20 protein-coding genes are annotated in these 23,547 nt (G+C 55.8%); 11 read left to right on the top strand and 9 right to left on the bottom strand.

The window, feature by feature from the left end; translation table 11 throughout:
• Positions 1–76: 76 nt before the first annotated feature.
• The 4 genes from BQ9846_RS11870 to BQ9846_RS11855 all read left to right on the top strand — a co-directional run bounded on the left by BQ9846_RS11870 (position 77) and on the right by BQ9846_RS11855 (position 7,322).
• A complete protein-coding gene (locus tag BQ9846_RS11870) occupies positions 77–1,390 on the top strand; it encodes a TolC family protein (RefSeq protein ID WP_075881167.1) in 1,314 nt (437 codons plus the stop codon).
• A gap of 83 nt (positions 1,391–1,473) precedes the next feature.
• A complete protein-coding gene (locus tag BQ9846_RS11865) occupies positions 1,474–2,592 on the top strand; it encodes an efflux RND transporter periplasmic adaptor subunit (RefSeq protein ID WP_075881166.1) in 1,119 nt (372 codons plus the stop codon).
• A 1-nt stretch (position 2,593) separates the two neighbouring features.
• Positions 2,594–5,797: an efflux RND transporter permease subunit gene (locus BQ9846_RS11860; protein WP_075881165.1), complete on the top strand. Its 3,204-nt coding sequence runs from the start codon at positions 2,594–2,596 to the stop codon at positions 5,795–5,797.
• Between the two features lie 208 nt (positions 5,798–6,005).
• Positions 6,006–7,322, top strand: coding sequence for a hypothetical protein (locus BQ9846_RS11855; RefSeq protein WP_075881164.1), 1,317 nt, complete (start codon positions 6,006–6,008; stop codon positions 7,320–7,322).
• Between the two features lie 10 nt (positions 7,323–7,332).
• On the opposite strand, the gene BQ9846_RS11850 is transcribed toward BQ9846_RS11855, so the two are convergent.
• On the bottom strand, positions 7,333–7,836 hold the full coding sequence (locus BQ9846_RS11850; protein ID WP_075881163.1) for a zinc ribbon-containing protein: 504 nt from the start codon (positions 7,834–7,836) through the stop codon (positions 7,333–7,335).
• Between the two features lie 219 nt (positions 7,837–8,055).
• On the opposite strand from BQ9846_RS11850, the gene leuS reads away from it, so the two are divergent.
• The 7 genes from leuS to BQ9846_RS11815 all read left to right on the top strand — a co-directional run bounded on the left by leuS (position 8,056) and on the right by BQ9846_RS11815 (position 15,631).
• Complete coding sequence (gene leuS, locus BQ9846_RS11845) at positions 8,056–10,653, top strand: leucine--tRNA ligase (protein WP_075881162.1); 2,598 nt, start codon at positions 8,056–8,058, stop codon at positions 10,651–10,653.
• A complete protein-coding gene (locus BQ9846_RS11840; RefSeq protein ID WP_075881161.1) occupies positions 10,650–11,186 on the top strand; it encodes an LPS-assembly lipoprotein LptE in 537 nt (178 codons plus the stop codon). The genes leuS and BQ9846_RS11840 overlap by 4 nt, the downstream gene beginning before the upstream one ends.
• A complete protein-coding gene (holA, locus tag BQ9846_RS11835; RefSeq protein WP_075881160.1) occupies positions 11,183–12,241 on the top strand; it encodes a DNA polymerase III subunit delta in 1,059 nt (352 codons plus the stop codon). Before BQ9846_RS11840 ends, holA begins: the two co-directional genes overlap by 4 nt.
• A 127-nt stretch (positions 12,242–12,368) precedes the next feature.
• Complete coding sequence (locus tag BQ9846_RS11830; RefSeq protein WP_075881159.1) at positions 12,369–12,755, top strand: PA2779 family protein; 387 nt, start codon at positions 12,369–12,371, stop codon at positions 12,753–12,755.
• A complete protein-coding gene (locus tag BQ9846_RS11825) occupies positions 12,733–13,698 on the top strand; it encodes a PA2778 family cysteine peptidase (RefSeq protein WP_075881158.1) in 966 nt (321 codons plus the stop codon). The genes BQ9846_RS11830 and BQ9846_RS11825 overlap by 23 nt, the downstream gene beginning before the upstream one ends.
• A 314-nt stretch (positions 13,699–14,012) precedes the next feature.
• The gene (locus tag BQ9846_RS11820) at positions 14,013–14,444 is read left to right on the top strand and encodes a molybdopterin-dependent oxidoreductase (RefSeq protein WP_144049418.1); all 432 of its coding nucleotides are present in this window, start codon (positions 14,013–14,015) and stop codon (positions 14,442–14,444) included.
• On the top strand, positions 14,441–15,631 hold the full coding sequence (locus BQ9846_RS11815; RefSeq protein ID WP_075881156.1) for a GGDEF domain-containing protein: 1,191 nt from the start codon (positions 14,441–14,443) through the stop codon (positions 15,629–15,631). The genes BQ9846_RS11820 and BQ9846_RS11815 overlap by 4 nt, the downstream gene beginning before the upstream one ends.
• Before the next feature lie 3 nt (positions 15,632–15,634).
• Here the strand turns inward: BQ9846_RS11815 and sthA are convergent, their stop codons facing one another.
• The 8 genes from sthA to BQ9846_RS11775 form a co-directional block, all read right to left on the bottom strand.
• Positions 15,635–17,026 (bottom strand): Si-specific NAD(P)(+) transhydrogenase, encoded by a 1,392-nt coding sequence (gene sthA / locus BQ9846_RS11810; protein ID WP_075881155.1) that lies wholly within the window; start codon positions 17,024–17,026, stop codon positions 15,635–15,637.
• Between the two features lie 46 nt (positions 17,027–17,072).
• Positions 17,073–17,333, bottom strand: coding sequence for a (Na+)-NQR maturation NqrM (gene nqrM / locus BQ9846_RS11805; protein ID WP_075881154.1), 261 nt, complete (start codon positions 17,331–17,333; stop codon positions 17,073–17,075).
• Between the two features lie 167 nt (positions 17,334–17,500).
• Positions 17,501–18,733 (bottom strand): NADH:ubiquinone reductase (Na(+)-transporting) subunit F, encoded by a 1,233-nt coding sequence (nqrF, locus tag BQ9846_RS11800; RefSeq protein WP_075881153.1) that lies wholly within the window; start codon positions 18,731–18,733, stop codon positions 17,501–17,503.
• Positions 18,734–18,800: 67 nt separating this feature from the next.
• A complete protein-coding gene (gene nqrE / locus BQ9846_RS11795) occupies positions 18,801–19,418 on the bottom strand; it encodes an NADH:ubiquinone reductase (Na(+)-transporting) subunit E (RefSeq protein WP_075881152.1) in 618 nt (205 codons plus the stop codon).
• Between the two features lies 1 nt (position 19,419).
• Positions 19,420–20,088 (bottom strand): NADH:ubiquinone reductase (Na(+)-transporting) subunit D, encoded by a 669-nt coding sequence (locus tag BQ9846_RS11790; RefSeq protein ID WP_075881151.1) that lies wholly within the window; start codon positions 20,086–20,088, stop codon positions 19,420–19,422.
• Between the two features lie 2 nt (positions 20,089–20,090).
• The gene (locus tag BQ9846_RS11785; RefSeq protein WP_075881150.1) at positions 20,091–20,909 is read right to left on the bottom strand and encodes a Na(+)-translocating NADH-quinone reductase subunit C; all 819 of its coding nucleotides are present in this window, start codon (positions 20,907–20,909) and stop codon (positions 20,091–20,093) included.
• Positions 20,909–22,135, bottom strand: coding sequence for an NADH:ubiquinone reductase (Na(+)-transporting) subunit B (locus BQ9846_RS11780; RefSeq protein WP_075881149.1), 1,227 nt, complete (start codon positions 22,133–22,135; stop codon positions 20,909–20,911). Before BQ9846_RS11780 ends, BQ9846_RS11785 begins: the two co-directional genes overlap by 1 nt.
• Positions 22,135–23,484 (bottom strand): Na(+)-translocating NADH-quinone reductase subunit A, encoded by a 1,350-nt coding sequence (locus BQ9846_RS11775; protein WP_075881148.1) that lies wholly within the window; start codon positions 23,482–23,484, stop codon positions 22,135–22,137. Before BQ9846_RS11775 ends, BQ9846_RS11780 begins: the two co-directional genes overlap by 1 nt.
• Positions 23,485–23,547: the final 63 nt, after the last annotated feature.

The raw sequence follows: 23,547 nt of genomic DNA, 5'->3' as shown, positions 1-23,547 counted from the left end.
ACTTACTGCTCCACAAGGCGCCAAACTCTCAAAAAACAGACAGCATTCACGGACTATGAGCAAAAAGGGAACCTTGTTGCGACTCACATGGGTATTGATACTGTCCGCTTTATTGGTCCCCACATCAGTCAGTGCGCTGTCACTGGAAGAGGCGCTGGATATCTCTCGGAAACAGGCTATTACCCTGCAATCCCTAGCTGCTGAAACCCAGAAGGCAGAAGCCGCGCACCGACAAACCGCCCAGGTTTACCTTCCCACGATCAGCGCCGACGCTACCTGGCTGAGAGCGGACTCCTCCTACCTTACTGGCGTACCAGTGCCCACGCTGGCACTTCCTCCCACCCTCGAGCGCCGAGATTTCGGCCCCGCCGAAGGCACGCTGACCGGCATTCAAATCGTCCAGCCTTTATTTAATGCGGACGCCATTCAGTCTCGCCAAAGCGCGGCATTAAACGTGGACGCTCGCCGCCATGCGGAGCAGTGGGGGCACCAGGCCATCCGCCTGGAGGTGTCGCGGCGTTACTTTACTCTCATTCGAGAGCAGCAGCGCGTACAGGCGCTGCAAACGGCCCAGCAAGCGGCCCAGGCCACCGCAAGGCTCGCCCATGCCAACTATCGAGAAGGCTTGGCTTCGCGTCTGGATACCGAACAAGCCGACGCCGAACTCGCCGCCATCCAAGCCCGTGTGGCGCAAGCGCGAGCAAAAAAACAGCAGGCACAGCTCACATTGAAAAAGCTTCTGGGCATGCCCTCGAGCCAGGATGATGTAGCCCTTTCAAGCGAACTGCCCACGCCACCACCTCCCACTGAGATTGACGCCGCACAGGAACGCAGGGATCTACGCGCCAGCGAACTCGCCGCCGAGGCCGCCAGCAGCAATGTAAAAGCGTCGCAAGCCGAGTGGCTACCCAACCTCAACCTGATCGCGCGTCAGCAGTGGATCGATGGCGAGGCGCCGCTGAACACCCATGGCGATGGCTGGCTGCTCGCGGTCAACCTGCAGTGGACGCTTTTTGATGGGCTCGGCCGTGAGGGGCGCATCGACGAATCTCAAGCAAAAGCACGCCAAGCCCGGGTGGAGCTCGATGACACGCGCCGCCGAATCAAGCTCGAGCAAGCCCTTGCCGTGAGCCACTGGGAAGCCGGATGGGCCGGCTGGCATGCGGCGTTAACAGCCGAAGAAGCGGCACAACGGGCCACACGGTTAGCGAAGCGGCGCTATGAAGAGGGCCTAGGCTCCATGACCGAGCTGCTCACCACCCAGGCGCGGCTTGAACGTGAACGCCTGGCGCTGATTAATGCGCGCTATCAAGGCGTTCTGGCCGGCATGAACTACTACCTTCAGCACGGTTACGACCCCCTTCTGGCGCTGGAGGACAAGCGCCCATGAAAGCGTTGTCGTTGAAAACACGGTCTTTGAAAACACGGTCTTTGAAAGCATGGTCTCACTCTCAGCGTGCAGGCGCTGCTGGTTTGCTGCTCATCGCTTTATTCACGGCGGGTGGTCTGGCGGGTTGCAGCGACCAGGCACCCGAAACAACAACCAACAGCGACGAAACAGCCACCGTTGAGGTTGCCGAAACCGTCGCCTGGACCCACCCCACGACCCGTCAGCTTCCCGGCGTGGTCAGCCCAGGGGAAAGGGCCCTTCTCAGCACGCGGGTCGCGGGCACCTTGACCTCCGTACCCGCTGCGCCAGGTGACGCCGTCGCCAAAGGTGAATTACTGGCTACCGTCGATGCGCGCGAAGTGGAAGCGGCGATTGCCGCGGCTCGCGAAAACGTCACTGCGGCAGAAGCGGCCGTTGCGCAAGCAAGGTTGAACAGCCAACGGCTCCACCGCCTTTATGACGAGGACCTGATCGCCCGAGTGCGCACCGAGCAGGCGGATGTCAAACTCAGCGAGCTGAAGGCCCAACGGCAGGCCGCTCAATCCGAACTCAAGGCGCAGCGGGCTAACCTTGACTACACACGTATCACCGCCCCGTTTGCTGGGCACGTTTCCGAAACCCTGATGGATGCCGGCAGCTTTGTCGGCCCAGGCCAGCCGATCGTGGCGCTTGAACAGCGTCACCGGTTAAACATTGATGTGCCAGTTTCCCGTGAGCAGGCGGATATATTGACCGCTGGCCAGCGGCTTGCGGTGCTTATGGGCGGCGAGCGCATAGCCGAGGCGCGTCTGGTCAGCGTGATCCCCGCCCTAAGCGATCAAGGCACCGGCCAGCGTTTGAGACTTTCCGTTGAGACCCCGCCCGCACGCCTCGTGCCCGGGCACGTCGTCAGCGTGACCGTCCCGATTCCCCCTCCCAAGCGACAGCAAGAACACACCACTCGAGTTGGTGTGCCGCAAGAGGCGCTGATCCGCCGGGGCCAGCTCACCGGCGTGTTGGTGGTGGAGGCATCAACCGACACCCCCACACTGCAGCTGCGCTGGATAAAGACAGCGACACCCCCCGCGGGCGCCGATAACCTCATACCGGTCACTCAAGGCTTGGCGGTAGGTGAGCGGGTGGTGCTTAACCCCGTCCCGTCACTTCGTGACGGCCAGGCGGTTTCACTTCAATCCACCGCCCAACGCCCCGAGGAGAAGTAGGTTGCGTTTGGGACTTGCTGGCCATATCGCCAACCGCTTACTTGACTCGCCGGTGGTGCCCCTTTTTGTCGTCGCCTGCTTACTGTTAGGCGGCTATGCGCTGATTGTCACCCCACGCGAAGACCGCCCCGACATCGATGTTCCCACCGCGACGGTATTGCTGCCCTGGCCGGGGGCCGGCGTCGAGCGAGTTGACAACCAACTAGCGCGCCGAACAGCAGCCTGGGTGCGCGAGATCGCGTCAGTCGAGGAAGTACGCAGCGCCAGTGCCAGCCATGCCGCTCTGCTCTCGGTGGAGTTTGCCGCGGGAACCCCCAAACCAACGGCTTTCGCCGAGCTAGAGGAAATTTTTCAGGCTCGCGCCGGAGACCTCCCCCAAACCGCCGAAACGCCCCGCATCCAGGTCTTTGGCGAGAGTCGTCTTGTGGTGTTTTTGGCCACCCTCAGCAGCAAAACCACAAGCCTTGGCGGTCTTGATGACATAGCGACCGAGGTCGCCGCAGAACTCCAGAGGGTTCCCGGCGTGCGCAGTGTCGAACGCTTTGGCGGGGATCAATCGGCCATTGAGGTGCTACCTAACCCCACCGCACTTGCGTCGCGCAATATCCCCTTAGGCCAGTTGGGCGAAGCGATTGTTGGCGCGAACCAACAAGTGCCCGTTGGTCGGCTAGAAAGTCCACCAACGACCGACCTCCAAGTAGGCATGACGCTCGAGACTCTTGAACAACTTAACCGTTTAGCGGTGGGTGATGATGGCGGAGGTCCGGTGTACTTAGACGAAGTGGCCAATATTAAAAATGGCCGCATTGAGGAGAATCAGGCGGCTCTGCATTGGCAAAAGGGCCAATCGGCGCCCTTCCCTGCGGTCACGCTGGCGGTAACGACCCTTGAGGGGATGAACGTGAGCGATGTCACTCGTCAGCTTAAGGAAAGCCTGGATCGCTTCGCCAAGCGCTCACTGCCTTCAGAGGTGCAGCTAACGGTAAGCCACGATGCCGGCATTGATGCCACAGAGCGGGTGTACAATGTATTGGTGCAGTTATTGTCTGGCACGTTGGTCGTGGTGGTTATTATCTGGTTAGGGCTCGGCTGGCGGGCCGCGCTGGTGATCGCCATCATGATGCCCGCCTCGCTCTCCATCGTGCCTTACCTGTATAACCGTTTCGATTTTACCCTCAACCCGGTTTCGATCGCGGCCATGATTCTCGCCATTGGCATTCTTTCCGACGACGCCGTGGTCATGCTGGAAAATGTTGCCCGCCACTTTCAACATGCCGGAGAAAAAAGCCGTGAATTAACGGTGAAAGCCGTTAACGAAGTCGGCAACCCGACGATCCTGGCGGACCTTCTGGTGGTAGCGACGTTGTTGCCGACGGCCTATATCAGCGGCGAAATGGGCCAGTATGTGCGCGCGATTCCTATTGGCGCCTCGGCGGCCGTGCTCTTTTCGCTTTTGGTGGCCCTGACGATCACACCCTATTTTGGTTTTCGTGTACTCAAGGTCGACAGTCGCCAACAAGCGAAAAAACGCAAAAATCACCACGATTCCGATGCCACAGAGGCATCCCAAAACCAAGCCCATTGGGTCAATTTTTACCGCCGTTTACTCTCCGCGTTTATTGCCTACACCTCTCTTCGCCGGTGCCTATATCTCACCCTAAGCGTTTTGCTCCTAGCGAGCCTCTCGCTGATTGGCCTGCGCGTCGTTCAGGTAGGGCTCACACCGCTGCTTGATCGCAACGTGTTCGCGGTGAATATCGAGTTACCACCCGAATCGACGCTGAGCGAGTCGTTAACCGCTGCCTCAATGGTGAACCGCCATTTGCGCGATATTCCGGAGGTCAACGCCGTTACCCTCTACTCGGGCCTCTCGGCGCCGATGATTTACCCGCCGGAAACGCTTTACGCCCCTGAAGAGAAAGCACCACGAGACCTTACGCTCCATGTAGAACTCGTTCCGAACAACCGACGTGAACGTCAGAGCTACGCCATCAGTCGAGAGATCGCCCATCATCTCGACCATTGGCTGGCCCCGTATGCGGGACAAGGGCACATCAGCCGCATTCCCTCTGGCCCCAGTAGCGATCGGGCTATCACCGCGGAAATTTATGGCGCAGATCCGGCTGCACGCCAGGCCGCTGCCGACCGCGTGGAGCAGTGGCTTAGCGAGCAAGAGGGCGTGGTTTCCACACAGCAACTACCCTCCTCCGCGCTACCTTCAATCCACATAGAGATTGATCCTGAGCGGGCCGCCACTTTCGGTGTACTTCCCGCCGAGGTGATCCGCACCCTGGCGATGGCGATTCATGGTGAAACGCTGGGAAACTGGTCGGGGATGCCCCATTCGCGCGAGCCCATCCCGATTATATTGCGCCTAGCCAAACCCGACAGGGAAAGTGAGCAAGCGATCAAAAGCCTGTATGTAACTAGCGTTGACGGCCGCTCCATACCCTTGGCGTCGCTGGTGGACTTTACCCCTACACCGGGTGAGCAGACGCGCTTTCGCCGGGAGCTTATGCCGGTCACCACGGTATTCGCCGATCTAGATCGCTCCGTGGCCCAGCCGCTTACCGTCCAACTGGAATCTCTTCGCGGCATAGGGGAATCGGACATGGATATCCGCTGGTTTTCCCCGCCTAATCAAGCGCGCGAGCCAGTACTCTACTGGTCCGGCGAGTGGGAGATGACCCGTGATGTTTACCGCGACTTAGGTATGGCGGGGCTGGTGGTGATGGTACTGATCTACGTGTTGCTGGCGGGCTGGTTCCGCTCTTACCGGTTACCGCTTTTAATAATGCTGCCGATCCCGCTGGTGTTTATCGGCGTTATCCCCGCGCACTGGGCCTTTGGCATTAATATTGCCGGTACCGGTATTCTTGGGGTCATCGCCCTCGGGGGCATCGTAACGCGCAACGCCATCTTACTGGTCGATTTCATAGAAAAGCGCCAGGAGGAGGGAATGGCGCTAAAAGAGGCCGTTATTCAGGCGGGCATTCAACGTACTCGTCCGATTCTATTGACCGCCGCCACCGTCATGTTCGGTAGCGGTGTGCTGGTCTTTGAACCGTCGCTAAAACCCCTGGGCCTCACCCTGGCCAGCGGGGTGCTTATCTCCACTGTACTGACGCTGGTGTTGATTCCTCTGCTGTACTTCCAGGCGTTTAACCGATCCAATAATCTAGCACGCCAGGGCTATTGCAGTTAGTGCCTCAACAGCACAACACCCGATCACCCTGAGCCTGTCGAAGGGGATAAGGCGTTGTGCTAACGCTGACACGCCCTTCGACAGGCTCAGGGCGAGCGGAAGTAGCAGAGACGATCGAACCAACATTGTGTTGTGTGTTAACTGCGATAGCCCTGCCTAGCACGCGAGCAATCCCTTTCGCTGACGAAGGCCATATTAGGATACCTCCATGGAAGAGACACTCCCGAGACAGCGGTGGGCCGGCGTACTAATTTTGTTTGGGCTCCTGGCACAAATTACCGGCTTTACCGGCGTGGTCGCCACCGAGCTTCCGGTGAGCTATGCCCTTTGGTTGGCGGTGATGCTGCTCTGGCCTGATATTCCCAAGCGCTCCAGAACCCAGGCGGGCGTGCTGATAGCCCTTGGGTTGGGAATGCTCATCGTAGCGCGTGTAGGCTATGACGCAGCAGTGGCGTGGCCTGGAGTATTGAAGCAAAACGCCTATGTGGTGGCGATGCTTGTGGGCGTAAGCTTTATTGGCTTGATCGGGACACAAGGTAACAAAGGGGCTCCCGGGGCCCGGGTCTCGGGGGCGGGTGGCATCTTGCGAACTTGGTTGGGGGTGCATTTTCTTGGCACGATTCTAAACCTCTCAACCGTTTTTATGGTCGGCGACCGCCTGGCGAAACGGGCGCCGCTAACCGCCCCACAGCTGCTGGCGCTTAATCGCGGCCTCTCAAGTGCGGCACTGTGGTCGCCGTTTTTCGCCTCCATGGGGGTCGTCATGGGGCTCGCCCCGCAGATGCAGTACACAAGTGTGGCGCTCATCGGTTTTCCCCTGGCGATGGTATCGGGGCTTTTCACTACTTGGGAATTACGCCGACGATTTGATCTGACCGCTGTGGCGGGCTTTTCGCTCTCGCCGCAAAGCTTACTGATGCCGCTGGGAATGGCGGCTCTGGTGATGCTCTTTCACTTCTGGCTAACCCCTCACCTGACTATTGTCAGCATCATTACGTTCTTGCTGCCGTTGGTCGCGCTGTTGAGCAACCTCCCCTTTGGGCCGCGGTTTACCCTGCACCGTGTACGCCAACACACCTTGACCCGCCTGCCCGCGATGCGCGGCGAAATTTCGCTATTCCTTGCGGCAGGACTCTTCACCCTAGGACTTTCTACGCTGGTGGAAGCAATGACCGGTGAGCAGTGGCGTCTTTTCACTCGCTTCGGTATGGGGGAGGCAATGATAAGCTTTGCCGCGATCGCCCTGAGTGCCTTGGCGGGCTTGCATCCCATTATCGGGGTATCGATTTTAGCGTCGATTCTCACCCTTGAGGGCGCGGAGCAGACGCTGTTTGCCTTCGTGGCGCTGGCCGCCTGGGCGGTAGGCACCAGCGTCGGCCCGCTGTCGGGGATTAATCTCTCGCTACAGGGGCGCTACGGCGTGAGCGGTTATCGCATGATGCGCGATAACCTGCCCTACGCCGCCGTGATGAGCCTATTAGTCCTCGTCGCCATTGCACTTCTGGCAGCGTGGCTCAACATCTAATAAATAGCGCCTAGTCGTTTACGCGATAAAAATAGCGGTGCCCGCACTGATGGCAGGGCTCGATACGCGCCACGCTTTCCAAGACCACCGGTGCGTCGCAGTGAACGCAGGCCATCTTGCCGGGTGCGGCCATTTCGCCTTCGAAGTAGTCGGCTCGGGCCGCTTCCAGGTCATCATCAAAGCGCTCACGCTCAACGATGCTGCGATCGGCAATCGACAGTAGCGACTCGGCGACGCGGCGCGAGACGTTACTCACATCAATACCTAACCAATTCGCTACATGCTTACCGGTATCGGCCATGAAGTAGCGCATGTCTTTGAGATCGCGCTCTACCCAAGCGCGCAATAGGGAGAGTTCATCTTTGGTGAACTCCTCCAACTCACTTTCAAACTCGACCGCCTCATCGAGATCCTTTTGCAGGTTTTCCCATGTCAGCTCATCGGCGCCCTCTTTCATCCGCTCAAGCAGGCGCTCGTAACCTTCGCGCAGGCGATTATCGTTATGCTCTGCCATGTCGTTCTCCTTTTTTAGACACTGTTTCTACACGTTTAATCTCTAAAAGCTAGGTCGTTAGCAATTCGGCGTTAGCCGTCACTTCTCGTGTTGCGCGGTGAGTTACCGTTCAAGGTTATCCTTTCATAGGATACAATCGCACTCAGCATCTAACATTCGATTTTTATCATTCACCGCGCCCGGTCAGTCGGGCGAGCACCCAAGGCATGAAATAAACCGATGGACGCACAGTACAGCCCTCGTGATATCGAACGTGACGCTCAGCAGTATTGGGACACGCATCAGTGCTTCAAGGCCGTAGAAGATGCCAACCGCGAAAAATTCTACTGCCTCTCCATGTTCCCCTACCCTAGCGGCAAGCTGCACATGGGTCACGTGCGCAACTACACCATCGGCGATGTTGTCTCGCGCTTTCAGCGTATGCAGGGCAAAAACGTGATGCAGCCCATGGGCTGGGACGCCTTCGGCATGCCGGCGGAGAACGCCGCGATTCAAAACCAGGTGCCGCCCGCCAAGTGGACGTACCAAAATATCGACTACATGCGCAACCAGCTAAAAGCGCTTGGCTTTGCCTACGACTGGAGCCGTGAGTTCGCCACCTGCGACGTAAGCTACTACCGCTGGGAGCAGTGGTTCTTTACCAAGCTGGTGGAAAAAGGCTTGGTCTACAAAAAAATGTCGACGGTGAACTGGGACCCGGTCGACCAAACGGTACTCGCCAACGAACAGGTGATCGAGGGGCGTGGCTGGCGCTCCGGCGCGCTGGTAGAGCGCAAAGAGATCCCACTGTGGTTTTTGAAAATCACTGACTACGCCGAGGAGTTGCTGGCCGACCTAGAGCATGTCGAATGGCCCGAGCAGGTCAAGACGATGCAGCGCAACTGGATCGGCAAATCCCAGGGTGTTGAGCTGAGTTTCGCTATCGAAGACGGCAGCGGCGCAGCGTATGAGTCCCTTTCGGTCTATACCACCCGCCCCGATACCCTAATGGGGGTAACGTACGTCGCGGTTGCGGCGGATCACCCGCTGGCTAAGCAGGCGGCGGAAGGCAACGCTGAGCTTGCCGCTTTCCGCGAAGAGTGTGCCCGCGGCGGCACTTCTGAGGCGGAAATGGCCACCAAAGAGAAGAAAGGCCTTCCCACCGGGCATTACGCCGTTCACCCGCTCACCGGTGATAAGGTGCCGGTCTTTGTGGCCAATTTCGTGTTGATGGAGTTCGGCACCGGTGCCGTCATGGCGGTACCTGCCCACGACCAGCGCGACTGGGAGTTTGCCACCAAGTACGGCATCGAGATCAAGCCGGTCATCGCCGATGAAAACGGCAACGAGCCCGATCTCTCCGAAGGCGCCTATGTCGAGTACGGCACGCTGATCAATTCCGGTGAGTTTAACGGCCTGGACTTTAAGCACGCGTTCGAGGCGATCGCCGGGGCGCTGATGGCGATGGGCAAGGGTGATATCAAAACCAACTTCCGCCTGCGTGATTGGGGCGTGGCTCGCCAGCGCTACTGGGGCGCGCCGATTCCGATCAAGTACGGCCCCGAAGGCGAAACCGTGCCGCTCACCGACGACGAGCTGCCGGTGGAGCTACCGATGGAAGTCACCGTTGACGCCTCCGGCTCGCCGCTCAAGAAGATGCCGGAATTTTCCGAGCTTGGCGATGGCTGGGTGCGCGAAACCGACACCTTCGACACCTTCATGGAGTCTTCGTGGTACTACGCACGCTTTTGCTGCGCCGATAACCCCGACGCCATGCTCGATGAGCGCGCCAACTACTGGCTGCCGGTGGATCTCTATATCGGTGGTATCGAGCACGCGATTTTGCACCTGCTCTACGCTCGCTTCTTCCATAAACTGATGCGCGATTTCGGCCTGGTCGATTGCGACGAGCCGTTCCAGCAACTGCTCACCCAAGGCATGGTGATTGCCGAAACCTACTACCGTGAAACCGCCAACGGCGGCAAGGAGTGGTTCAACCCCGCCGATGTGGAGGTCAAGCGCGACGAGAAAGGCCGCCCGATCAGTGCGGTTCTGCTCAAAGATGGTCAGCCGGTGGAAATGGGTGGCATCGAAAAGATGTCGAAATCCAAGAACAACGGCGTCGACCCGCAGTCGATGATCGATAAGTTCGGCGCTGACACCGTACGCCTGTTTATGATGTTCGCCGCTCCCCCCGAGCAGTCGCTGGAGTGGTCCGACTCCGGTGTTGAAGGCGCGCATCGATTCCTTAAACGCCTATGGCGCCAGGTGAACGAGCACCTAGAAGCCGGCGAGCCTGCCGCTTTGGACAAAAGCGCCCTCAACGAGGAGCAGAAAACGCTGCGGCGCAAAACCCACGAAACCATCAAAAAAGCCAGCGACGATATTGGCCGACGCACCACGTTCAACACCGCCATCGCCGCCGTGATGGAGCTCTCCAATGCGCTGGCACGCTTCCAAAGCGATAACCAAGACGCCTCGCCCCAAGGCTTAGCGGTAACGCGTGAAGCCATCGAAGCCTGTGTCCTACTGCTGGCCCCCATTACGCCCCACGCTTGCCACGCGCTTTGGCAGCAGCTGGGCCATACGGAGCCTGCGATTGACGCCGCTTGGCCTGAGCTTGATGAAGAAGCCCTCACACGCGATAGCATTGAACTGGTGGTACAGGTCAATGGCAAACTGCGTGCCAGACTTCAGGCTCCCGCCACTGCCGACAAAGCGACTATTGAAGAGATGGCCATGGCGGATGAAAACGTTCAGCGTCACATTGAAGGTAAAACCGTGCGTAAAGTGATTGTCGTACCGGGTAAACTTGTCAACATTGTGGTCGGCGGATGAGTCAAGCGCCCCTAAACCGCCGCGCCTTAACACGGCGCCGCTTCATCAAGCACGGAGTAACCGCCGGGATCGCCGCCTCGGTGGTCGTGCTGGGTGGCTGCGGCTTCAGATTGCGCGGCTCCAAAAGCCAGCCGCAGCTGCCCGACCTCGCGCTTGAAGGCGATACCCGCAGCGACGTCGCCCAGTCGCTGCAGGCGCAGCTAAAAGCTACCGGCACGGGCATGCGCGAAGACGCCCCTTGGCGGCTTACCCTGGGCACGCCTGAACTCGTTGAGCGTCGACTCGGCGCCGAAGGACGCGGTAGCCGCGAGCATCAGTTTACCTTGAACGCACAGGTATCCCTGCAGCAACGCTCCAACAATGCCTATGTGCTAAACAATGAACAGCTGAGCGTCTCGACCGACCAGCGCGTTAATGACGATGACCTTCTTAACCGTGATGTGTTGATTGACGAGGTGCGCCAAGAACTTTCAAGGCAGCTCGCGCAGCGCATTATCGAACGCTTAGCCACCCTTGAGGCGCTGCGCGTGTGAAAGTCTTCGCTGACCAACTGCCCGCTGCGCTGAACAAGCAACTGCCCAGCGTCGTGATAGTGGCCGGTGATGAACCGCTGCAGCACCGTGATGCGTGCGATGCCGTGCGACAAACAGCGCGAGAAGCCGGTGTCGACGAACGCGAAGTCATCGATGTCGAGCCCAACTTTGCCTGGGGAAAACTGCTGGAAGTGGCGAGCAATCTCTCGCTGTTCGCCACACGCAAGCTCATTGAACTCCGCCTAGGCAACCATAAGCTGGGGCAGGACGGTGCCAAGGCACTCACCCAGTACGCCGACCAGCTTGCCCAGAGCGACGATGTGCTGTTGATCAGCATGGGCAAGCTTGATGCCAAACAACAAAAAAGCGCCTGGTTCAAAACGCTGGATAAACACGGACTTTTTGTCCCGTTATGGCCAGTCGACCCATCGCGTTTGGGATTTTGGCTGCGTGACCGCGCCGGACGGCACGGGCTGCAGCTTGACTTAGACGCCGCTCGGCTTTTGGGGGAACGCACCGAAGGCAACCTGCTCGCGGCGGACCAAGAGCTACAGAAGTTGGCCCTTTTGCTGCCGCCCAATGCGCGCGTGGGCGTTGAGAGTATCGCCCAAGGCGTCGAAGACAGCACACGGTTTGATGTCTTTAACCTCGCCGATGCGTGCCTAAAAGGGGAAACCAGTCGCGCTTCCCGGATTATCCACGGTTTACGCAGCGAAGGCGTAGAGGCGCCTATTGTGCTGTGGGCGCTTAGCCGCGAACTACGCACACTGCTGTCGATTCATCAACATCTTGACCAGGGCCAAAGCTTCGAGCACGCCTGCAAGGCACAAAAGCCGATGATTTTTGACAAACGCCGCCCGGCCTACCAAAAAGCGATTGCCCGCCTGCCGATGAAGCGCCTGCATAAATTACTTTTAATGGCACAGCGTCTAGACCTCGCGGTAAAAGGCGCCTCCCCAGTGCCTTTATGGCCCGGCCTGCATGATTTAGCCTTTACCCTCGCCGGGGGGCGTGGCATTTTGGCTGAGTCCGCTTGGACCTATCGCTTGCATTAAGTTAATCAACGCTGCAGGTAGTAGCAAAACAGCGATTTAACCCGTCACCTTTTTATTTCTATACTCTTAACAAGGCTCTTGTTGTGAGCGCCCTTTCCAACTTTTTTCAGTGTAAAAGGAAAACGCCATGTCTACGCTGCGTCGATACATTTCCGTATTATTAATCGCCCTATTGGCACTAGGCAGCTTCCCTGTAGCAGCCGCACAAGCCACTGGTTTGGTATCAACCCAAGCGGCCCTTGAAGCCGATAACGTCACTGAAGATCACCAACGCATCCACGATATTATCGCCAGGGCGGATGTACAGGAGCAGCTGCTTGCCCAAGGGGTTAGCCCGGAGGAAGTAAAAGAGCGTGTAGCTGCCTTAAGTGATACGGAAGCGAAACAAATGGCCGAACAGCTTGAAGCCATGCCCGCGGGCGCTGGCGTTATTGGAGCACTGTTCGCCGTTTTCGTGATTCTACTGGTGACTGACATTCTAGGCTTGACCGATGTGTATCCGTTTACGCGCTAAACGGATACGTTCCCATTTGCCCACCGCCCGCTTAGCGGGCGTTTTTCTCTGTTTTCTTATCAGCGCTTTTCTCACTGGGTGCGCAAGCCGCCCTGCGTTACTCGAAAGCACTTATCAAACATTGCCACCCCAGGTGGAACTTAACGACGTCCCTTTCCATCCGCAGGTAAAGTACCAGTGTGGACCGGCGGCGCTGGCGATGATCCTTAACCATCGAGGTGTCGACGTCAACGTTGACCAATTGACGCCACAAGTTTTCATCCCCGAACGCGGCGGCAGCGTGCAACCCGAAATGTTGGCCACCGCCCGACGCTACCAACAGATTGCATATCCGATTCGCCCGACGCTCGATAGCCTCTTAACGCATCTGGCTGAGGGTGATCCTGTGGTGGTCATGCAGAATTTATCCCTCCCCACCTGGCCAATGTGGCACTACGCCGTAGCGGTTGGTTACGACCTTGCCAACGAGACACTGATCTTACGTAGCGGAGAAATAGAGCGGCACACCCTGTCGTTTAGCCGTTTTGATGCCACCTGGGCACGCGCCGATCGCTGGGGATTTATTATTGCACCACCTGGGGAAATCCCTGCCAGCATTGACCCGCAGCGTGCCATCGATGCCATTAGCGCTTATGAAGCATTACACGGCGCTCGCGGAGCACTTTTAAGCTGGGAAGCGTTGGTTAAGCGCCAACCCGATAATGCAATGGGATATTTTGCCTTAGGCAATGCCTATTACACGCTCAAGAAGGTGGCCAAGGCACGCGATGCGCTAATACAGGCCACAATGACAAACCCCAAACTGGGCGTCGCTTGGCTTAACTTAGGGCTTATCCACCAAGCTGAAGGAGAGTTAGATAGCGCACGGAAGGCACTTAAAAAGGCCTCACAACTGCCAGGGCCCTGGCAAAAGCGTGCAACAACAGCGCTTCAATCGCTCTAACGGCCATCTAAATGGTTGATAATAAAGTTGCTTAGGGAGAGTCACACAAAAGATTAATTTTTAGCGAGAAATAGCTAAATGTTCTGATGGAAACTTAAGTATAATTTTGCTTTAGTTAGGTTATCCTGTTATGAAATATTGTCATCGTTTTATACCCGGAGCTTCCAATGCAGCCTTGGTTTCTGATCTACCCCTTAGCATTTGCTAAGCGCATACCGGTAAAGAAGCCACTCGGCTACCGTAAACACTGCTTGAGGTGGCCTTTACTCATACTATTGGGACTTTTTGCCAGCTCCGGTTTTGGCGCGACTCCAGTGCCCAGCCAACAGGAACCCAGTGACAATCATGCGTATATACTGCTAATCACTCACCACCAGGATCAGCGTTGGCTCTCGCTGGCGGATATAGAAACGCTTCCGCTTTACGATGTCGAACTAGAACACCCGGAAGGCCTTGAAGGCAGATTTACCGGCGTATGGTTAAATGCATTTCTTGAGCACCAAGGCATTCCCCAAGACAAGCGTATCCGCCTCATTGCCCACGATGACTACACCATATTTCTGAGCCCCAGCGAGCGCGACCAAAAACGTTATTTACTTGTGACACGCCTGAATGGTCAGCCTCTTAACAAACAGCAACTTGGCCCACTGCTACTCGTTGTTCCCGCTGATGCCGAAAGCGTAATAAAGGGTACGTCACCCCACACTCGCTGGATTTGGTCAATCCGGGAGCTTCGTTACTCATGAACCCACTACCTATAACCTTTACCCCTAAAATGTGGGGGATTGCTGCGCTTATTGCCATTGTAGCCACTTCAACGGCGCTTCTGGTGGGGTTTTATGTCCACAGCGCGCGCCAACAATTGGGCGCCGATTACACAGCGCTTGTTGGTGATATTGTCCGAGCGCAACAAACCACCCCGCAATTAGATAATGCCTTAGAAAGCTTTATTGACGAGCCTATAGGTCTGCATTTGCGCCAGATTAATCACGCCTTGTGGCTTTCCAAAAAGTATTTAGACCACGTCCGTCAGGGTTTAAATGGGCATCCGCAATTGCATCAAGAGACCGCCTACCTTGAGGTCGATTTTGAGCGCCTTGCTGAGCAGCTTAACAAACTGGAAAGGCGGTCAGAGGCAGCGCTTGTCGACCGCTCACTCCTATCCGAATTAAAGCGGCTGTCCAGTGACATTGAAGCCACCATGGCGTGGACGTATAGCGAGCTTAACGATGCCGTGCATAGCGCTGCTGGCCGGCAACGTTTAATCATGGAGCGTCTGTCATGGGCTGTAGCAGGGTTGGTTGTGGCGGTAATGCTGATCGCTTTAGCGCTACTCGCTGCCGTATTACGCTTGCAACGTCAGCGCAACGCGTTAAAAACGCTGATGCTAACCGATGAGCTTACAAAACTTTATAACCGACGCCACCTTGTCGCGTCTGCCTTAGCCGCTTTGAACGACGCCCAGCGTCACGACCAACCCCTGAGCCTTTTGCTGATAGATTTGGATTACTTCAAGCACATCAATGATACTTATGGCCATCCAGCCGGTGATGATGTACTGCGCATGGTAGGCCAGAAGCTGCGTGATATTAGCCGGGGCACTGATGTGGCTGCACGCATTGGCGGGGAGGAATTTTGCCTGTTGATGCCGAACACCAACACAGAGGATGCCGAAAGCGTGGCCGAGCGTATTCGTCAAACTATTGCGAAGCAACCGCTTTCCCACATAGACAAAGATTTACGGCAGAACGTTAGCATTGGCGTTACTACCACCTTTGATGGCAAGCATAGTTTTGAAAAGCTCTACTCGTTGGCGGATCAAGCGCTATACCAAGCCAAAGCTTTAGGAAGAAATAGGGTTGAGTGTGTACTTCCTCCCACCTCCTCCCCAGGACATCAAAAAATACTCGCCAACAGTCAAGTGATGATCTAAGCACTAAAACACGCGGTTAAGACCGTTCTGCGCGGCGACGCGGTACGCTTCTGCCATGGTGGGGTAGTTAAACGTGGTATTAACGAAATACTCAAGCGTATTGGCACTGCCTGATTGTTGCATGATGGCTTGGCCGATATGCACAATTTCAGACGCCTGGTCGCCGAAACAGTGAATACCCAATATCTCCAGCGTGTCTTGATGGAAGAGAATCTTCAGCATCCCCACCGTGTCGCCCGTTATTTGCGCTCTGGCCGTGTCTTTGAAAAACGCTTGTGCCACTTCATAGGGCACTTTCGCGTCGGTTAATTCACGCTCATTGGGGCCAAATGAGCTGATTTCGGGAATGGTGTAGATACCCGTTGGCACTTCCGAGACAAAGCGATACTCCTTATCCAAAAGCTCGTTACAGGAGTTAAGCCCCTGGTCATAGGCCGCACTGGCAAGGCTTGGCCAACCGATGACATCGCCCGCGGCATAGATATGCGGAATAGCCGTGCGGTAATGCTCATCCACGCTAAGCTGGCCACGCCCGTTGGCTTCCAGGCCGATATTTTCTAAACCCAAGCTATCGGTATTGCCGGTACGCCCGTTGGCCCACAAGAAGGCATCGGCGCGCATTTTCTTGCCAGATTTCAGATGGACCACCACGCCAGATTCATCGCCTTCAACACTGGCGTAATCTTCGTTCTGGCGGATGAGCACGCCGTGCTTGCGCAAGTGGTACGAAAGCGCATCGCTGATTTCATCGTCCAAAAATGACAGCAGGCTATCGCGATTGTTAATCAAGTCGACCTTGACGCCCAATCCCGAAAAAATCGAGGCGTATTCGCAGCCGATAACCCCCGCACCAAAGATGATCAACGTGCGCGGCGTATGCGAAAGGCTCAAAATCGTATCGGAGCAGTAGATACGCGGATGGCGGAAATTGATATCAGCCGGACGATAAGGGCGCGATCCTGTCGCGATCACGATCTTTTTCGCCACCAACTCTTCAACACCCTCTTGACGGTCACGTACGACAACGGTGTGTTCATCCTTGAACCGCGCCAAGCCATGGAAGAGGTCGATGCGATTCCGCGCATAGAACGTCGTGCGCATTTCCACTTGCTGATCGATGGTGCCGCGAGAGCGCTCCATCACTTTGGGGAACGAGAACCAGCGCGGTTCGCCAATATCACGGAACATACGGTTCGTATTGAATGCCATGATCTGCTTGACCTGATGGCGCAGCGCTTTTGAAGGAATGGTACCCCAGTGAGTGCAGTTACCACCCACTTGGGTCTGCCGCTCGATAACAGCGACACGCATACCGTGTTTTGCTGCGTTAATCGCGGCACTCTCCCCCGCAGGCCCTGTGCCAATCACCACGACATCATAGTTGTGAACCGCCATACGTTTTTGCGTCCCTTATTGGTTGTATTAAGTACTGTACACGGAGTCAGCGACGTGTCGCATCGTAACCTAAATCAGCGCCGCGGCTCTCATCGCTGCGCCGCCGCGAGCTAACGCCACGCCGCTTGCGATTCTCTTCTTCGCACACTTCATCCTTACCACCGCAAATATCGCATCCATCCTTCATGCCAATTTGATTCAAACCACCGCACGAACCCGCGATAGGCTTGCGGCCCATGATGACACCCACCGCCATGGCCGCCATCACCAAGAGCATAAATCCGAACGCCAATAGCCAAATGGTCATGATAAACACCTCACTCAAATCACTGTGTTACGCTCTGAATACAACGCATTAGCCACCTCAACTCATGACAGTTAAAGCGGTATTTAGTGCCATTATCGTTAAGCGGCGGGTAAATAACAAACGGGGCTAGCACAGTGGCTAGCCCCGTTATCTCTTGCTGGGTCAGCTTATCCGCCGAAGTCATCCAGGAGGATATTTTCCGGCTCAACCCCAAGATCAAGCAGTAGCTTAATCACCGAGGCATTCATCATGGGCGGCCCACACATGTAGTACTCACAATCTTCAGGAGCCGGATGGTCCTTCAGGTAGTTTTCGTACAGCACGTTATGAATGAAGCCCGTCGGCCCTTCCCAGTTATCCTCGGGTAGCGGGTCAGAGAGTGCTAAATGCCATTCGAAGTTGGGATACTCTTCGGCCAGCTTGTCGTACTCTTCGTTATAGAAGGTCTCACGCCAGGAGCGCGCACCGTACCAGAACGAAATTTTGCGGTTCGTTTCCAGACGTTTGAGCTGATCAAAAATATGGCTACGCATCGGTGCCATACCGGCACCACCGCCAATAAAGACCATTTCCGCATCGGTATCCTTGGCGAAGAACTCGCCAAATGGCCCCATTACCGTCACCTTATCGCCGGGCTTTAAGTTGAAGACATACGTCGACATCAGGCCGGGCGGATGATTGGTACCGGGAGGCGGTGTCGCGATACGAATATTGAACTTGAGGATACCCTTCTCTTCCGGGTAGTTCGCCATCGAGTAGGCGCGAATCACTTCCTCGTCGTTCTTATGCGAGATATCAAAGAGGTTGAATTTCTCCCAGTCGCCCCGGTACTCCTCTTCGATATCAAAGTCAGAGAACTTGATGTCGTAAGGCGGCGCGACAAGCTGAACATAGCCACCGGCACGGAAGTCAACTTCCTCGCCTTCAGGTAGCTTCAAGTTCAACTCTTTGATGAAAGTGGCCACGTTGGGGTTATCGAGAACCTCACACTCCCACTTCTTAACCCCGAAGACCTCTTCCGGAACTTCAATTTTCATATCCTGCTTCACCGGCACCTGGCAGGAAAGGCGCCAGCCTTCCTTTTTCTCGCGCATGGTGAAGTGCGACTCTTCAGTGGGCAGAATAGAACCACCGCCCTCTTCTACACGGCACTTGCACTGCGCACAGGAACCGCCGCCGCCACAGGCAGAAGAGAGGAAAATGCCGTTTGCCGCCAATGTATTTAGCAGCTTGCCACCGGCTTGAGTGCTCAAGGTGTGTTCTGGGTCACCATTGACCTCAATGGTGACGTCCCCGCTACTCACTAACTTGCTGCGCGCTGCCAGAATAATCGCCGTTAAGCTAATAACGATGATCGTGAACATGACAACACCGAGCAAGATGATAGATGTATCAACCATGTCGGTTTCCTATTGCTGAAGGTTTTCTTCATCCCGGCGACGCAACGTCGCCGGGAAAACCATTCCGTTAAAGCTGAATGCCTGAGAAAGACATGAAGCCCAGAGACATCAAGCCCACAGTGATGAAGGTGATGCCTAGCCCCTGCAAGCCTGCGGGTACATCGCTGTACTTCAGCTTTTCACGGATACCGGCAAGCGCGGTGATAGCCAGCGCCCAGCCAACGCCTGAGCCGAAGCCATAAACAACGGACTCACCAAAGTTATAGCTACGCTCCACCATGAAGAGTACGCCACCCAAGATGGCACAGTTGACGGTGATCAGCGGTAGGAATACGCCCAAGGCGTTATAAAGCGCGGGCACATATTTATCCAGGAACATCTCCAGGATTTGTACCAACGCCGCAATAACACCGATATAGCTGAGCAGGCCCAGGAAAGAGAGGTCGATATTCTCGGCACCGCTAATGCCGGTCCAAGAGAGCGCCCCTTCTGCCAACAGCAAGCCATAAACCAGGTTATTCACCGGCACGGAAATGGTTAAGACGACGATAACCGCAATGCCCAAACCAAAAGCGGAAGAGACTTTCTTAGATACCGCCAAGAAAGTACACATGCCGAGGAAGAAGGCAAGGGCTAGGTTCTCGACGAAAACCGAAGCAACAAAAAGGCTTATATAGTGTTCCATGTTACACGGCCTCCTTCGGCTTGGTATTTTCCTTCATCTTGAACTCATTCTCTTCGACCTGACCCGGGTCCAAGGCACGCATTACCCAAATCATTAGGCCGATAATAAAGAACGCGGAGGGCGGTAGCAGCAGCAGACCATTGGGCACGTACCAGCCGCCGTCTTGGACAGGGGCCAATACCGTAAAGCCGAAGATACTGCCCGAGCCAAAGAGCTCGCGAACAAAACCGACCACCATCAGTACAAAGCCATACCCCAAGCCGTTACCGATACCGTCGAGGAATGAAAGCCCCGGGCTGTTCGACATCGCGAAACCTTCCGCGCGCCCCATCACGATACAGTTGGTAATAATGAGGCCAACGAAGACGGAAAGCTGTTTCGACATTTCATAAGCGAATGCTTTCAGAATCTGGTCAACCACGATGACCAGTGAGGCGATAATCGTCATTTGCACAATGATGCGAATCGACGATGGAATGTGGTTCCGAATCAAGGAAACGAACAAGTTAGAAAAGGCGGTGACGAAGATAACGGCCAGGGCCATTACCGTCGACACGCTCAAGCTTGTCGTTACCGCGAGTGCGGAACAGATCCCCAAAATTTGTAATGCAATGGGGTTGTTTTGAAATATCGGTGCCGTTAGGACACTTTTAGGAGTGACGTCTGCCATGGTTAGGCTCCTTCGGATTCGATTTCGACGTCGGCTTCTTGAGCTTCTTCTTGGCTAATCCCACTACGGAATTTCGCCAAGTACTCTCCGAAACCTTCCGGGCTCAACCAGAACTGGACCATGTTGGTCACCCCGTTACTGGTCAAGGTAGCACCGGAAAGGGCATCTACTTCGTGCTCACCAGAAGCACCACCCTTGGCCAAATGAATCTCCGGTGTCAAATCACCTTCTTCGTCGTAGATCTTTTTGCCTTCCCACTGAGCTTGCCAGCGCGGATTATTAACCTCAGCGCCCAAACCCGGCGTTTCGCTGTGTTCGTAGTAGGTGATACTGATGAGGGTATTACCATCACCTTCAACGGACAAAAAGCCACGCATCAAGCCCCAAAGGCCCTGGCCACGAATCGGCAAAACGATCTGATTGGGATTATCGGGGTCGCCCACGAGATACACGGTCGCGTAATTTTCTACCCGAGAAAGGCCTGCGATATCACGATCACCCGACAGCGTGCGGCCGGTCGCCGGATCACGCGCCGCTTCAAAGTGATTGAACGTCTCGGGATCAAATTCTTCAGTGTATTCACCGGTGCGCATGTCAACCACGCGCGCGGTAATTTCTTCGCGGAACGTCTCTTCAACGTCGGTGCCCGGCTCATAAAGCTGAGCAACATTGAGAATGTTGGTTTTGCGATCTAGCTCCTGATTGAACTGCTGCATAGGGCGTAATGCCACTGCTGCAGTTGACACGATGACAGAGCACACAATGCAGAGTGCGAATGCAACGGTCAGGATCTTTTTGATCGAGTTATTACCTTGAGCCATTAGGCAGTCTCCTCGGCCGGCACGCCAACGCGTTTTTCGCGACGTTTAATATTGGCCTGGACAAAGAAATGGTCGATCAGCGGTGCAAACAGGTTGGCAAACAGAATCGCCAGCATAATGCCTTCCGGGAAGGCCGGGTTTACCACACGGATCAAGACGGTCATAGCCCCAATGAGCGCGCCAAAGATCAGCCGCCCTTGGTTGGTCATCGAAGCGGAAACCGGATCGGTCGCCATAAACACCATACCAAACGCGAAACCGCCGACGACCAAGTGCCAGTACCACGGCATGGCAAACATCGGGTTGGAGTCGGAACCGATAAGGTTAAACAGTGTGCTGGTCACCACCATACCCAGGAAAACCCCCAGTACGATGCGCCAGTTGGCGATTTTGGTCCACATCAGCACGACGGCACCGAGCAAAATGGCGAGTGTCGATGTTTCGCCCACAGACCCCGGAATAAAGCCGAGGAAAGCATCCCACCAGCTGTACAACTCGGTTACAGCGCTCATGCCACCTTGGAACGCCATGGATAGAGCGGTCGCACCGGTGTAACCGTCTGCCGCCACCCATACAGCATCACCCGAGATTTGCGCTGGATACGCGAAGTACAAAAACGCGCGGCCGGTTAATGCCGGATTGAGGAAGTTTTTCCCCGTGCCGCCAAAAATCTCTTTGCCGATCACGATACCGAAGGTGATACCCAATGCTACCTGCCACAAGGGAATGGTCGCCGGCAAAATCAGCGCATACAGTACAGACGTGACGAAGAAACCTTCGTTGACTTCGTGACCGCGCTTGATGGCAAACAGGACTTCCCAGAAACCGCCAATCACAAAAGTGACAAGATAGATTGGTAGGAAGTAGGTGGCGCCGAGGACAAAGTTCGCCCACAAACTGCTGGGGTCATGGCCAGAAGCCAATGTCATCATAATCGCTTCGCGCCATCCCCCCATGGAGGCATATCCCGCGTCTATGGCGGTGTTGGCTTGCCAACCAGCATTCCACATACCGAAAAACATCGCCGGGAAGGTACACATCCAGACGGTGATCATGATGCGCTTGAGGTCAACACCGTCACGCACGTGGGCGGTGGTTTTAGCGACAGAAGGCGGCGAGTAAAAAATCGTGTCTACCGCTTCATACAGCGGATAGAACTGTTCGTACTTACCACCTTTATGGAAGTGCGGCTCGAGATTATCGAGTGTTTGTCGAATACCCATCATCAGGCCTCTTTCTCGATCAGGGTGAGATTGTCACGCAGGATGGGGCCGTACTCATACTTGCCGGGGCAAACGTAGGTACAAAGAGCCAGGTCCTCCTCGTCCAGTTCCAAACACCCAAGCTGCATGGCAACTTCTATATCCCCTACAATGAGCGAGCGTAATAGCTGCGTTGGCATCACATCCAGAGGCATTACACGTTCATAGTTAGCCATCGGCACCATGGCACGCTCTGAACCGTTCGTCGATGTTGTCGGCGCGTAATTGCTCAGCCCTGTGATTTTCGATAGGTAGATGCCCATGACCGAGTGGCGATTAGCCCCCGGAGAGAGCCATCCCATAAAGGAGCGCTTGTTACCCTCTTCAATCAGGCTGACCTGGTTGTGAAAACGTCCTAAATAGGTCAGATTACCTTCTGCCGTCGACCCGGAAAATACCGACCCAGAAATAACCCGCGTGTCATCCGGTTCGATAATTTCACCGTTGAGAAGTTCATCCGTACTCGCACCGATACGCGTGCGCAGCAGACGCGGGTTCTCAGCGCGAGGACCGCCTACGGCCACGATACGGTTCACATCCAACTTGCCTTCGGTGAAGAGCTTGCCGAACGTGATCACATCCTGATAGCCGATGTGCCACACTTTTTTGTGCAGCGCGACAGGCGAGAGGTAGTGGATGTGCGTGCCTACCAGGCCAGCGGGATGCGGGCCGGAGAAAGTCTCCGTTTGAACACCGTCGACATCACCACCAGGGATAGTGCTATCCGAACCGGTACACAGATACACCTTGCCCTCGGTCAAACGCGCGAGCACCTTTAAGCCGTCTTCAAACGCTTGAGCATTCTCATTAATGATCAAGGCAGGATCAGGACTCAACGGATGCGTATCCACAGCGGTGACGAAGATATCGGCTGGCGTGCTGTCGATAGCAGGCGTGCGTGAAAACGGTCGTGTACGCAGCGCCGTCCAAAGACCGGATTCGACCAGCTGATCAACCACCGTTTGGCGCTCTAAACGCTCCAGTGAGGAGCGATCATGCGTGGTGAAAGAAATGGCTTCTTCGCTCTCATCCACTTTAATCACAACAGATAGCAGACGACGCTTTTCGCCACGGTTAATAGCGACTACTTCACCAGCAGCGGGCGCGGTAAAGCGCACGCCGTCGATTTTCTTATCGGTGAAGAGCAGTTGGCCTAGTTTGACCTTATCCCCTTCCTGTACTTCCATAGTTGGCTTCATGCCAACGTAGTCAGTACCCAGGATCGCCACGTGACGCACAGGCTGCGCATTTTCGATACGCTGCTCGGGCGCTCCCGTGATGGGGAGATCCAGGCCTTTTTTGACTTCGATCATAGTCTCGCCCAGTTGATGGATCGGATATACGAAGATAAGGGGTTCGAATGGATTCGAATTCTT

The sequence above is a fragment of the Vreelandella massiliensis genome, from assembly GCF_900155385.1.
Lineage (GTDB): Bacteria > Pseudomonadota > Gammaproteobacteria > Pseudomonadales > Halomonadaceae > Vreelandella > Vreelandella massiliensis.
Note: the sequence above shows the minus strand (reverse complement) of the source record. Positions and strands in the feature narration are given on the sequence as shown.